This is a genomic window from Acerihabitans arboris (assembly GCF_010131535.1).
Classification (GTDB): domain Bacteria; phylum Pseudomonadota; class Gammaproteobacteria; order Enterobacterales; family Enterobacteriaceae; genus Acerihabitans; species Acerihabitans arboris.
Map to the genome: position 1 here is coordinate 22,857 of NZ_WUBS01000023.1, position 13,146 is coordinate 36,002.

8 protein-coding genes are annotated in these 13,146 nt (G+C 52.0%); 3 read left to right on the forward strand and 5 right to left on the reverse strand.

All coding sequences use genetic code 11. The features are described from left to right. Positions 1 to 85 precede the first annotated feature (85 nt). Both GRH90_RS24220 and GRH90_RS24225 read right to left on the reverse strand, forming a co-directional pair. Positions 86 to 3,229, reverse strand: coding sequence for an efflux RND transporter permease subunit (locus GRH90_RS24220; protein ID WP_162368552.1), 3,144 nt, complete (start codon positions 3,227 to 3,229; stop codon positions 86 to 88). 9 nt (positions 3,230 to 3,238) lie between these two features. Beyond that, positions 3,239 to 4,372: an efflux RND transporter periplasmic adaptor subunit gene (locus GRH90_RS24225; protein ID WP_162368553.1), complete on the reverse strand. Its 1,134-nt coding sequence runs from the start codon at positions 4,370 to 4,372 to the stop codon at positions 3,239 to 3,241. Between the two features lie 102 nt (positions 4,373 to 4,474). Between GRH90_RS24225 and GRH90_RS24230 the strand changes: the two genes are divergently transcribed. The 3 genes from GRH90_RS24230 to GRH90_RS24240 all read left to right on the forward strand — a co-directional run bounded on the left by GRH90_RS24230 (position 4,475) and on the right by GRH90_RS24240 (position 6,381). Further along, positions 4,475 to 5,101 carry a TetR/AcrR family transcriptional regulator gene (locus GRH90_RS24230; RefSeq protein WP_162368554.1) on the forward strand — a complete coding sequence of 209 codons (627 nt, stop codon included), beginning with the start codon at positions 4,475 to 4,477 and terminating at the stop codon, positions 5,099 to 5,101. Positions 5,102 to 5,546: 445 nt separating this feature from the next. Beyond that, entirely contained in the window at positions 5,547 to 5,870 is a 324-nt protein-coding gene (locus tag GRH90_RS24235; RefSeq protein WP_162368555.1) for a hypothetical protein, read from the forward strand. Further along, on the forward strand, positions 5,848 to 6,381 hold the full coding sequence (locus GRH90_RS24240) for a glycine zipper family protein (RefSeq protein ID WP_246236228.1): 534 nt from the start codon (positions 5,848 to 5,850) through the stop codon (positions 6,379 to 6,381). The genes GRH90_RS24235 and GRH90_RS24240 overlap by 23 nt, the downstream gene beginning before the upstream one ends. A 760-nt stretch (positions 6,382 to 7,141) precedes the next feature. Here GRH90_RS24240 and bamA read toward each other — a convergent pair. The 3 genes from bamA to GRH90_RS24255 all read right to left on the reverse strand — a co-directional run bounded on the left by bamA (position 7,142) and on the right by GRH90_RS24255 (position 12,635). Next, positions 7,142 to 9,565 (reverse strand): outer membrane protein assembly factor BamA, encoded by a 2,424-nt coding sequence (gene bamA, locus GRH90_RS24245; RefSeq protein ID WP_162368557.1) that lies wholly within the window; start codon positions 9,563 to 9,565, stop codon positions 7,142 to 7,144. A gap of 318 nt (positions 9,566 to 9,883) precedes the next feature. After that, positions 9,884 to 12,127, reverse strand: a complete 2,244-nt coding sequence (locus GRH90_RS24250) for a TonB-dependent siderophore receptor (protein ID WP_162368558.1) — start codon at positions 12,125 to 12,127, stop codon at positions 9,884 to 9,886. Between the two features lie 289 nt (positions 12,128 to 12,416). Then, on the reverse strand, positions 12,417 to 12,635 hold the full coding sequence (locus GRH90_RS24255; RefSeq protein WP_246236229.1) for a helix-turn-helix domain-containing protein: 219 nt from the start codon (positions 12,633 to 12,635) through the stop codon (positions 12,417 to 12,419). Positions 12,636 to 13,146 lie beyond the last annotated feature (511 nt).

The window sequence follows — 13,146 nt, forward strand, 5'->3', positions numbered from 1 at the left end:
TTTCAGCGATGGAGATATGGTTGACGGCGAAGACGCCCAAAGGGCCATATCGCCCGGCACCTCCGCATAACGCCGGACGTGGCGTCTAGCTCGCCGATTGTTCATCGGCGCCCGTAGCGGAACGCGCTTTTTTGTTTCGGCTGAACCATCCCGCCACCAAGACATAGAACAATGGAATATAAAAAATCGCCAGCGCGGTGGCAGTGAGCATGCCGCCCACCACCCCGGTGCCGATAGCGTGTTTGCTGCCGGAACTGACCCCCGTGGAAATAACCAGCGGCATCACCCCCATAACAAACGCCAGCGACGTCATGATGATCGGACGCAGGCGTACGCGCGCGGCCTCGATAGCGGCCTCTTTTAGCGGCTTGCCCGTTTTCTCGTGCAGATCGCGCGCGAACTCCACGATCAGGATGGCGTTTTTTGCCGACAGTCCGATGGTGGTCAGCAGGCCGACCTGAAAGAACACGTCGTTGCCCAGGCCGCGCAACAGGGTGGCGACAACTGCCCCGATTATCCCAAGCGGCACCACCAGCATGACGGATAACGGAATGCTCCAGCTTTCATACAGCGCCGCCAGACATAGGAAAACGATGAGCAGGGAGAGCGCGTACAGCGCGGGCGCCTGCGCGCCGGAGAGCCGCTCCTCGTAGGAGAGTCCTGTCCAGGAAATATGGAATCCGTCCGGCAACTTGGCGGCAATCCCCTCAACCGACGTCATGGCTTCGCCTGAACTGTAGCCCGGCGCGGGTTCACCCAGTAGCTCGACCGCCGGCAGGCCGTTGTAACGCTCCAGTTTCGGCGAGCCGTAGACCCATTTACCGGTAGCAAAGGACGCGAACGACACCATATCGCCGTCGCTGTTCCGCACATACCACTTATCGAAATCCTGCGGTGAAATGCGTGCACCGGCAACCCCCTGGATATAGACCTTCTTAACGCGGCCACGATCGTTGAAGTCGTTGACATAGCTAGATCCCCAGGCGGCTGACATAGTGCTGTCAACGTCCGACAAACTCAGCTTCAGCGCCTGCACCTTTTCGTTGTCGATCAACACCTGATACTGCGGTTCATCATTCATACCATTGGGCCGCACCATATGCAGCGAGGGATGCCGTGCCGCCACGGCCAGGAACTCATCGCGCGCCTGCATCAGCTTTTCGTGGCCGTTGCCGCCGCGATCCTCCAGAAACAGGTTGAAGCCGGTCGCGTTTCCCAGCTCCGGAACCGCCGGCGGCACAAAGGCGATAATGTTGGCTTCCTTGATAGTACTGAAATAAGCCATGGCCCGGTTAGCCACATCAAATACGCTGCCATTACGCTCGGCCCAGGGTTTCATCTGCACAAATCCCATCGCCGAACCCTGCCCTCGTCCGGCGAAGTTGAAACCGTTGATGACTTGCATGGATGACACCTGCTCCTTCTCATGGTTGAGGAAATAGTCGGAGACATCCGTCAACACCTTCTGCGTCTGCTCCGCGCTGCTATTGGGCGGCATCTGTACCTGCACCATCAGTTGACCCTGATCTTCATCCGGCAGGAATGAGGTAGGGATCTGGGGAAACAGCACAGCCAGAACGGCAACAATCAACACAAAAAACATCATCGCCCGCCTGGGCGCATTCAGGGTTTTCACCACGCCCTGGCGATAGAGCGCCGCACCGCTGTCGAACTTGCGGTTGAACCAGCCGAAGAAGCCCTTTTTACCGCCGTGCTGCCCGTACCCTGCCGGCCGCAGCAGGGCCACGCACAATACGGGGGTAAAGATCAGCGCCACCAGCACGGACAGCGCCATCGCCGACACAATGGTGATGGAAAATTGCCGGTAAATCACCCCGGTGGAGCCGCCGAAGAAGGCCATGGGCACGAACACCGCCGACAGCACCAGTCCGATGCCCACCAGCGCGCCGGAGATCTGATCCATAGATTTGCGGCTGGCCTCCAGTGGAGTGAGATGCTCCTCCGCCATCAGTCGCTCTACGTTTTCCACTACCACGATGGCGTCGTCCACCAGCAGGCCAATAGCCAGCACCAGCCCGAACATGGTAAGAAGATTGATGGTAAAACCAAACGCCGCCATCACGCCGAAGGTGCCCAACAGGACCACCGGCACCGCCAGAGTGGGGATCAACGTCGCACGCCAGTTTTGCAGGAACAGCAGCATCACCAAGAACACCAGTACAATAGCCTCCAGCAAAGTATGCGCCACGCTTTCGATGGACTCGCTGATGAACGGCGCGGTATCGTAGGGGTAAACCACCTCCACGCCGGGCGGGAATCCCGCCTTCAGCTCATCCACCTTTGCCTTTACCGCGTTGATGGTGTCGAGCGCGTTGGCGCCGGTACCCAGGCGCAGCGCGATGCCGGTGCTGGGCTTGTCCCCGCCGTATTTTGACTGAATGGAGAAACTCTCCGCGCCCAAGCCCACGCGGGCAACATCTTTCAGCAGTACCCTCGAACCATCCGGCTGTACCTTGAGCAGAATATTTTCAAACTGATCCGCTCTGGTGAAGCGCGTCTTGCCGATGACGGTGGCGTTGAGCTGTGTGCCGTCCGCGGTGGGAAGTCCCCCCAATTGTCCGGAGGAAACCTGCACGTTTTGCGCTTGTATCGCCGAACTGACATCCAGCGGCGTCAGGTTATAACCATTGAGCCTAGCCGGATCCATCCAGATGCGCATGGCGTACTGCGACCCCAGTACGATAAAGTCCCCCACGCCGTTGATACGCGACAGCGGATCCTGCAGGTTCGACACCACATAGTCGCCCAAGTCGAAGCTGTTCATACGTCCGTCTGTGGACACCAGCCCGACGACCAGCATGAAATTGACCTGGTATTTAACCACCTTCATCCCTTGCGACTGCACTTCGTCGGGGATCATCGGCGTCGCCAGTGAAAGCTTGTTCTGGACCTGTACCTGGGCGATGTCAGGATCGGTGCCCTGATGGAACGTTACCGTGATGGTAAACGAACCGTCTGAATTGCTTTCGGATTTCAGGTAGCGCAGATTATCTAGGCCGCTCAACTGCTGCTCGATCACCTGCACGACCGTATCCTGCACCGTATCCGCTGAAGCGCCGGGATAGCTCCCCATAATGGCTATCGCCGGCGCGGCGATATTCGGATACTGGTTAACGGGTAGGCTCTTGACGGACAGTACGCCCACCAGCATGATGACGAAAGCGATGACCCAGGCAAACACCGGCCGGTCGATAAAAAAGCGTGACATAGCGGCTCCTTACTGCAGCTGAGATTTGATGGTTGTGGCGTCTGGTGCTACCAGCTTCGCGTCCACGACCCTGACTTCGCTGCCTGGTATCGCCTTCTGCACTCCGTCAATAATCACCCGGTCGCCGAGTGCCAGCCCGGAGCTGATCAGCCACCTATTGCCCACAACCCGTTCCGTCGCCACCTCCTTCAATACAACCTTATGATTGCCATCCACCACCAGCACTGTGGCTTGGCCGGAACTGCTGCGCGTGATACCGCGCTGCGGCACCAGCAGCGCCCGTTCACGCACGCCCTCCTGCAGTCTGGCGCGAACGAACATACCGGGAAGCAACCGTCCCTCCGGGTTGGGGAACAGGGCGCGTATAATCACCGAATCCGTGCCTTCATCCACCGTCACCTCGGCAAATTTGAGGCGCCCGGTGTAGGGGTATTCTGTTCCATTGTCCAACAGCAGCTGTACTTCTGCCATCTGATCGCCGCTGCGTTTCAGTCGACCGGCGGACAGGTCGTCCTGCAGGCGCCACAGTGCCGTCGATGACTGAGGGATATCAACATAGATGGGATCGAGCTGCTGAATGGTCGCCAGAGCATCCGTCTGGTTCGCCGTTAGCAGGGCACCTTGCGTCACGGATGAACGACCAATGCGGCCCGAGATCGGCGCGATGATTTTTGTATAACCGAGATCAATACGGGCAGAGTCTACCGACGCCTGCGCTTGCAGCCATGACGAGCGGGCGTCATCGCGATCCTGCTGGCTGATGGCATTAGTCTTTACCAGCCGCTCGTAGCGCTGAGCCAGCAAACGTGAGGACTCCAGGCTCGCTTCCGCTTTCGCCAACGTAGCCCGGTAAGGCGCGGCATCAATCTGATATAATACCTGACCCGCATCGATCATACTGCCCTCGTCAAACAGACGTCGCTGAAGAATGCCGCTGACCTGCGGTCTGATTTCAGCGATCCGATATGAAGATGTTCTGCCGGGTAGTTCGGTGGTTAACGCGACATCCGATTCAGTAAGCGTAATAACACCCACTTCGGGAATTACGACCGCAGATTGATTGTTGGGGTGGTCGCAGCCGGCCAACAATAACGCCAGTAGCACGGGCCAAATCGGCGGGGTGATACGATAAAAAAGAGACATTACTTGGAAGCCTCAATGAATTAGAATGTTCATTCTAGTATATTCATACTAAAATGGAATTTGCAAGGCTACGCGCGCAAAGTACACACCGGAGAACAAAAAATGATTGGCATTGAAGATAATGAAGCCCCGGGGAAAAACCGGGATCGCAGGCAACAGGTACTGGACGCCGCGGCAAAATGTTTCAGAGAAGAAGGGTTTCATGGCTGCAGCATTGCCCGGATTTCCAAGGCCGCTGGCATGAGTCCCGGGCACATCTACTATCATTTCGCCAACAAGGAAGCGATCGTCGAAGCGCTGGTAGCACAACAGGAAAATTCATTGATTGAATTGGTAAACAACATTGCCGCATCTCCTGCGGATGAACAACTGGTCGACACTCTGACCCGCCATACTGCGAAAATGGTCGAGCACCACACTGCGCCAGATTTCGTTGGTCTGTGGCTCGAAATGGCCGCAGAAGCGGCGCGAAACCCGAGCATCTCCAGGCTAATCAAGCTATCGAACAAAACTATCGACGCAAAATTCGACGAACAACTCATCGCCAAAGGAAAAGCCACCTCCATGGAGGATCTTAAGCGGCTAAGTATCGGCATGGAGATAATAACCATTATCTTCAACGGGTTGTCTGTACGCGCGGCTACTCAGGCAAAGGAGGATAGCGTCCCTAAATTGCTGCTGACAGAAACAATCAACGACATCATTTCTCATCTGTTTACCCGCAAATAACAAAGGGCAACGATTGAAAAGCTAAAGCGATAGCAAATTGATATAGGCTAATGGTGTCGCTTAGCAGTTGGTATCATGGCTCAATAGAACAAAGAACTGCCAATCTCACCCGATGCGCGACGATAGTGCTTTATCATCGCCATCCTGTGTTTTATGTGAAAATAATTGATAGGTTTATCCATTAGGACACATTCCACATTCTGCGTATATACAGTATATTTCATTCCATAAAAGAGGAATGATTAAAATAATAATTACACTTTATGAAACTATTATTTCGTATCATCCCGGCACCAGAGCTATTAACGTTTAAGATTGTCATAGTAACATCGCGTAGGCAAAATTTACTTAACATTCTTATCGTTTTCTTTAATCCGTCCTGAAGGAAATGTAATGCAATCAAGAATATAATTTACTCCCTTCGTGGTGATCTAAGGAGAGAAACATGATAGGTATCAAGAAAATATTTTCAGTTGCAGGTCTGATACTGGCTACTGGTTTCTATTTATCAACGAATGCAGAGCCCTATCGATCAAGATCCGAGATTGGACCTCCATGGGATCCACCATTTGATCCATGGGGACCTACTATTGTTTTATATCCGCCAACATCGCCCCACGTTATTTACATATCGCCCGCGCCACCTCAAGTATGGGTAGAAAAAAGCTCCCATTACAGATATTACTGTCCTAAACCTGTCGGGTATTACCCGAATATAAAAAAATGCCCTAAAGGCTGGATGAAAATTGTTTTTGATACTTCAAAATAAAGAGGTAGTAAAGATGGGCAAATCTTACGCGATTATAATTCCGTTGCTTGCAGGGATCGTACTGATGGGATGTGTTTCAACTCCGGTGGCGCCCACCGTGATGACACTGCCTGGCAGCGGCAAAACCTACGACCAGTTCAGAGTGGATGATGTCATCTGCAAAAACACAGCATACAGCTCACTCAGTGGTGAAGCATCCTCCATCAATAACAGGAGTGTCGCCACCGTTGCAGCCGGTACCGCCATTGGCACCGCCGCCGGCGCAATGATAGGCTCAGCAGGTGGCCCGCGTGGTACAGCTGATGGAGCGGTAATCGGTGCGGGTGGAGGACTTCTCGCAGGAGCTGCGGTAGCCGGCGGCAAGGGTGGTGATGCGCAAGATTCTCTGCAGGACCAATACAACGTGGTCTATTTACAGTGTATGTACGCCAAAGGGAACAAAATACCACAGTCATATGCCTGGGACAGCAATGAGGATCCATCCTCAGTTCCACCTGATTATCACCCCTAATACCAATGGCTGGAAGCCGGAGCCGAGACATCCTGCTATCGGACAACGGCAAGGCAAAAATAGGGCGACTGTGACTTTGTGAGTATGAAAACCGTAATGCCGGTTCGACGCTGCCCCATTTGCCCCTTACGTTGTCGTTCGTATATCCGGCCAGCTAATAAAGTTAAGGCATCTGGCCACGTTGAAACATCCTCGCATTTCGGCCTTAAAGGCCTGGACCTCTCTCAGGTTTTCGGTGCCCCAATCTGGCCTGCTTTTCATCGCTTCTGCTTTCTTCGCAATTTCAGGGTAAGACTTTTGCTCAGAACCTATTCTGACTGTTAGTACTAACTCTGATGATATAATCCTTCAGAGAAGTAAAGTTCCTGACGGGTAATTATTACCCAAACAACCCTAATCGCTGAAGCTGGCCCTGGAGCAGACTCAGTACGGAAAAAAACCGGCCCTTATGATGTTAGCTGCCAGACGCGTTAAGCACAAACCCTTAAGGCGCAGATAATGACTGGCGCTAATAGCAGAATAAAAAAAGGGCTGTATTGGATACAGCCCAAAGGAAGAACTACATTTACTATTTTCTAGCACAAGAATACTTTTATCCTAAGTATTCTTTTTTTATTATACCGCCATTTTAAATAATTACCTCATGCGACACGTTAAGCAAGTGTAAATTAATCGTAATTCCCAGATTCTTTATATGTCGCGTGCAAAAATATACATAAGTATATATCACGCAGGGTATTTATCGTCCTAACAGCCGTGATTACCAAGTCTTGCCGATATTAAACTGGAATTGCTCCGCCGAATCGCCTTCGTATTTTTTAACCGGCAGTGCATACGAAAACACCATTGGCCCTAGAGGCGACTGCCACTGCAGGGAAATCCCCGTCGAAACGCGAATTTGCATCGGATCGCCATAGTCGGGAATATCCGCCGAACGCGTTTGATAGGTATTTTCCCACTCGGTATCCCAAACGGTTCCAGCATCGACGAACAACGAGGTGCGCACGGAAGTGGTGTATTTTTCGCTTAGGAACGGAGTCGGCACATATAATTCCAGGCTGGCCAGCGCCATGGCGTTGCCACCGACCGCATCGTCCGACTTTTCCAATGGACAGTCGCTGTATGACGTTTCAGAACCGTTGCAGCGATAATAAGCCGATTTGGGACCAATGGTGTTGGATGAAAAGCCCCGCACACTGCTGGATCCGCCTGCGTAGAAATTATCATAAAACGGCACTTCGCTGCCGCCGAAACCGTTGGCATAACCCGCTTTGGCCCTTTCCATCAACACCCAGCTACCGCTATCGCTGAGGTTGGTATAATGATTGGCGTCAAAGGTGATTTTATAATAACTGTTATCGGAGCCCGGCAGGGTGATCTTGGTGTTCAGGCTAACCCGGCTGCCGGCGGTTGGGAAAAAGCCGCGGTCGACATCGTTATAGCTCCAGCCCAGGTTGACGAACAGGTCATCGGCGCGCAGTGCCGCCTCGCTGTCGCCGTCTTTAGTCACCACTTTCGGATCAAGGCCCTGTGAATAAAGATAACGCCACATGGCTACCTGCGGTTCCATATCCGACAGGCTGTTGTGCACATAATCCAGGCCGAGGTTCAGCGTATTGCTTTCGCTTACCGGGAAGCCGAAGTTGCCGCCAAGGCCGATGCTTTTCAACTTATAATCGGCGAGATCGTCATCGTCAGCGTCGTAATCGTTATAAAAAATCTTGCCGCCTAAGCTGATACCGTCCAGGGTAAAGTAAGGGTCGGTGGCCGACAATTCAACATAGGTTTGAGAATCGCTCTTGGTGCCGTTAAAACCCACGGTATTGCCGGTGCCCAGCCAGTTATCCTGGCTCAGTCCCAGTTGGAAGCTGACGCCGCTGTCGGAGCCATAACCTACGCCGATGTTGATGGTACCGGTGTTGCGCTCCTTGACTTTATACACCACGTCGACTTGATCCGACGAGCCAGACACCGGCCGAGTATCCACATCCACGGTTTCGAAGAAGCCAGTGCGGTTCAGGCGCGTCTTGCCTAGCTCCACCTGGTCACTGCCCAGCCAGGCACCTTCCATCTGGCGCATCTCACGGCGCAGCACCTCATCTTTAGTGAGAGCGTTGCCTTCAAAAATAACTTTACGCACCGTGTAGCGGTTGCCGGCATCCACGCTCATATGCAGCATGACCGTTTTATCGGCGTCGTTAATCTCAGGCGTCGTCGCCACGCGCGGATAGGCGTAGCCATAGCGCCCCAACAGCTTTTTGATGCTCTCTTCCGTGCGGGTGATCTCGGCGCCGTTGTACAGTTCGCCGGGATGGACCTGGGCCAGTGCGTCAATGTCAGCTGAGTGCCCCGCCATATTGCCATTGACCACCACGCCGGACAGGCGGTAAAGGCTGCCCTCGGTGATATTGATGGTGATATAGAGGGCTTTTTTATCAGGCGTCAGGCTAACCTGCGTCGAGTCGATGGCCATGCGGGCATAACCGCGATCCAGGTAGAAACTGCGCAGGATTTCCAGGTCGCCGGAAAGCTTCTGCTTTTGGTATTTACGATCGCCTATCAGATTCCACCATGGCACATTGTCGCGCAGTTGGAAACGAGAGATCAGTTGGTCGGCGGTAAACGCCTGGTTGCCGACGATGTTGATCTGCTGGATTTTGGCCGACAGGCCTTCTGTAAACACCAGTTTCACATCCACCCGGTTACGTGGCAGCGGCGTCACCACCGCCTTTACGCTAGCACTGTATTTGCCTGCGCTGTAGTAGAAGTCCTCCAATCCTTTCTCGATGGAAGTTAAGGTATTGCGATCCAGAGATTCGCCGACGCGCACGCCGGAGACCTCCAGATTTTGCTTCAGCACATCCTCTTTCACCGCTTTGTTGCCGGTAAAGCTAATGCTGGCAATGGTCGGCCGCTCTTTCACCTTGACGATCAGGAGGTTATCGTCGCGCAGTACCTGCACGTCCTCAAAGTTCCCGGTGGCAAACAGGGCGCGCAAGGTACTACCGATATCCTCATCCGAGACTGTATCGCCAACACGAACCGGCATGCTGAGCAGCGCTGCCCCCACGGTGACACGTTGCAGTCCCTCGAACTTGATGTCACGCACCACAAAGCCGTCCGCACCGTATACAGTGGCGCTACCAAACAGCAGCGCCCCAAGCACTAGATATTTCATTGCCATTTAACGACATTTTCCCGAATTACTAACATTGAGAGTGTTATTTACGCATGAAAGAAGCCAATGGGATTCCCTCACTTAAAGAGCAACATCATAGAATTGACTATGGCTGAACAAGGAGGTTCATCAGACTGGGCGGGGTTTTCAGAAATACATCGTTTCTTTAACGTATTACTTACCGAATTGTCATTACCCGCACAATACGATTTCAGCAATTATCGTGGCAAGATCAGGCGATCCTGGATTTTGAGGGAGTTGCAATTCCTGTATGAATAAAAAGGGAAAACATGGTTTTCCCTAGGGATGGGTAAAAAGCGTCGGTCAAAAATGCGTATTCAGCGACATGTAATATGTGCGGCCTGATTCATTGTAGGTCGCCGCGCCGGCGCCATACATATAGGCGCCGGTGGTTGAGTTGCCGGTGGTGGACGCATTGCCGGCCCGATAATGACGCTTATCGAACAGGTTGTCGATACCGCCTGTCACATCGACATATTTATTGACTGTATAGGTGGCGCTGGTGCCAAACAACGCGTAAGGGCTGATTTCGCGTTTTTCACTGCCGCTCGCCGCTTCGCCTTTATAGTTGTATTTTTTCGGTTTTTGCCTGCCGTACCAGGTCATGCTGCCGCGCACCGACAAATCCGGCCGCGCCTGCCATTCCACCGTGGAATTGGCGGTAAACTCAGGAATGATGGACAGGTAATCGCCGGTGGTTTTATTCTTGTTCTGCAGGATATACGTCAGGTTATTTTTAACCGCGACGCTTTCCGTCACCGGGAAATTCAGCGTTCCCTCCAGGCCCTGCACCACGGCTTTCGGCACGTTTTCCCATTTATAGACATCGGACGTACCGTTGGAGTATTCCGCCGCATAGCCTGCCTCGATCTTATTACGGTAATCATTGCGATAGTAGGTTAAACCGGCCTGCACCCCTTCATGATGATACTCAATGCCGATCTCTTTATTAACGCTGGTTTCCGCCTTCAGATTGGCATTACCCTGCAGATAACAGCTGCTGGTGCTGGCATAGCACCCTTGTCCGTTGCTATACAGCAGATAGTTGGGATTGGTCTGGTACAAATTGGGGGCTTTATAGGCCCGGGCTATGCCCATTTTAACGGTAAAATCTCCGCCCACTTCCTGCGACAGGTTTAGGGACGGACTAAAATTACTGCCGGTAATGGAATGGTAATCAAAGCGCAGGCCGGGTGTCAGCGTGGTCGAGCCGGTTAATTCGACATTATCTTCGGTATAGAGCGAATACAGGTTGGCGGAAGCGTACGGGCTGCGGCCGCTGGAAGACAATCCGTCCACCCCACCGGTGCCGATACTTTGGGTGTTGGAGGTGGGATCCTTCATCTCCTGGTGATTCCATTCCATACCGAAAGTGGCGGTTTGCTGGAACAGCCAGTCAAAAGGAATATTCACCTCCGAATGGGCATTGATGTCGCCCAGGGTAATGGTGGAGAAACCTTCATCGGTGGTGCTGAATATTCCCTCGGTGCCGCCGGCCAGGCCCTCGTTCAGCCGGCTGTTGCGGGTACGCTCGTACTGGATATAGTTGGTGGTGGTCACCCCGCTATCCCAGGCGCCTGTGTATTTCAGGCTAACGTTCTGGCGATAAAGCACGTTGGTTTCCTTGCCGTAATATTTCTGCACCAGCTGGTTGGTATTGGTATTTTGCGTGTCACCGGCATAAATATTGCCCTGACGGCTGTATCCCGCCGTTAATTCCAGCGCCTGCATCGGCTGGAATTCCCAGCGCAGCGCGGCATTGATATCTTTATCGCGCACGCCCTCCCGTCCGGCGGGCAGCGAGCTGGCATAGGTACCGGTGCGCAGCGACTGATGCCCGTCATTAATGTTCTGGGCATCGGCCTGGGTTTTACTCCAGCCGCCATACAGCCTGAAGCTGAGATTGTCGGTCAGCGCACCGTTTATACTGCCGTTAAAGCGCTTGGTGGCACCCTCGGATTTATGTTCAGGCACGTTGTAGTAGCTGTTAAAACTGCCGTGCAATTCCTTCTCCACGGGTTTGGTAATGATATTCACTACCCCGCCCATGGCGCCGCTGCCGTACAGCGCCGCCGCCGGTCCCCTGATAACCTCGATTCGTTCAATCATTTCCGGCGGCACCCAGTTGCTGTCGCCGCGTGAATCCCGTTCGCCGCGCCAGCCGTAACGCACGGAATTTTTGCTGCTCACCGGCATGCCGTCAATTAGCATCAGAGTATTTTCCGGACCCATGCCGCGAATATCGATCTGGCGGTTATTACCGCGCTGGCCGCTGGTGGAGTTGCCGGTCAGGTTAACGCCAGGCATGGTGCGGATTATTTCCGACACGTCCCGCTGCGGCGGATGCTTTTTGATCTCGTCTTTATCAATAAGGGATACGCCCGGCGCCTGTAGCGTCTGCCTGCGCGCCGTTACCACCAGGGTATCCTCAGCTTCTTGTTTTGCAGCCGTTTTTTCGTCTACCGACTGGGCGGCGGCGGAATAAACCACACTTATCAATGCCGCGCAGACACAGGTCGCGAGGCTGGATTTACGGTAAGTTTTCATCAGGTCAAGACACCCTTTCCTTGCTAAAAAAAGCAACCGAAACGATCGCTATTTGTAAGTTATTGTAAATGCGGAGATAGCGAAAATTTAGCATTAATGATAACGATTACCAATCTCAATAAGTGTAAATAACCCGTAATTTTTGTCTTTATTTCATCAAAATAGCGAAAGGCTGTTAACAAACGGATATAGCCTGTAGTGTAGGTTGGCGGCGACATGGCTATACCCGGCGTAAGCGCTCAAAGGATGGTACACACCAAGATCGTCTTAAGCAGCAGCCGCCCAGATTCTAATGCGCTCCAGATCGCGAAACATCTTGCACGTATAGCGTTCCAACATCATGCCTGCCGAGAATACCGGTGTTACTACGTTCCAGCGGCATGATGCCAAATATATGTTTCAGCAAGGAGATCTGTCGGTTGATCGCTGATGTTGCAATATGTAGGCGAACGGCGGCGCTACAATTCGATCCGGTTTCAGCTACTTCGTTAAAATATATATAATTCATTGCTCTTTACTATGTAGTAATAAATTAAATGTTATGTCTATATTACTGATCCTCATGGTAATCTCCGTCAAATATGAATAACTGAGCCAATGTACTTTTTCATGGATGTGCTAATAACACTAATTTGCATTTCACACAACCCAATGTTAAAGATCACTTTATAATAAAACCATGTTTAAATTAAAATAAGCAACGGCACTATATTTTCACAGATACAATAACATTTTATTTGTTATTTCAGAAAGTGATGTAAATTTAAGTTAGAGATTTCTAAACCATTTCATCATATAAAAACTTCAAGTAAGCCTAATGGCTAAAACAACCTAGTAATTTTCTTTTCAAACATTACACAAACCTTACCATTAAGTTATTGAACCAAGATAACCATATTGTTAACCTATCAAGTTAGAGCTTTCAGTTGGTGACTGATGATGGATTATTATACTCCTTACATACAATTAGTGGTTATTTTATTGATGATAGTTATCATTATCATATTATTCATCCGTTG

Excerpts from the sequence above, each read along its gene's own strand:
- GRH90_RS24220 (WP_162368552.1), bottom strand. The coding sequence starts at position 3,229 with ATGTCACGCTTTTTTATCGACCGGCCGGTGTTTGCCTGGGTCATCGCT.
- GRH90_RS24225 (WP_162368553.1), bottom strand. The coding sequence starts at position 4,372 with ATGTCTCTTTTTTATCGTATCACCCCGCCGATTTGGCCCGTGCTACTG.
- GRH90_RS24230 (WP_162368554.1), top strand. The coding sequence starts at position 4,475 with ATGATTGGCATTGAAGATAATGAAGCCCCGGGGAAAAACCGGGATCGC.
- GRH90_RS24235 (WP_162368555.1), top strand. The coding sequence starts at position 5,547 with ATGATAGGTATCAAGAAAATATTTTCAGTTGCAGGTCTGATACTGGCT.
- bamA (WP_162368557.1), bottom strand. The coding sequence starts at position 9,565 with ATGGCAATGAAATATCTAGTGCTTGGGGCGCTGCTGTTTGGTAGCGCC.
- GRH90_RS24250 (WP_162368558.1), bottom strand. The coding sequence starts at position 12,127 with ATGAAAACTTACCGTAAATCCAGCCTCGCGACCTGTGTCTGCGCGGCA.
- GRH90_RS24255 (WP_246236229.1), bottom strand. The coding sequence starts at position 12,635 with ATGAATTATATATATTTTAACGAAGTAGCTGAAACCGGATCGAATTGT.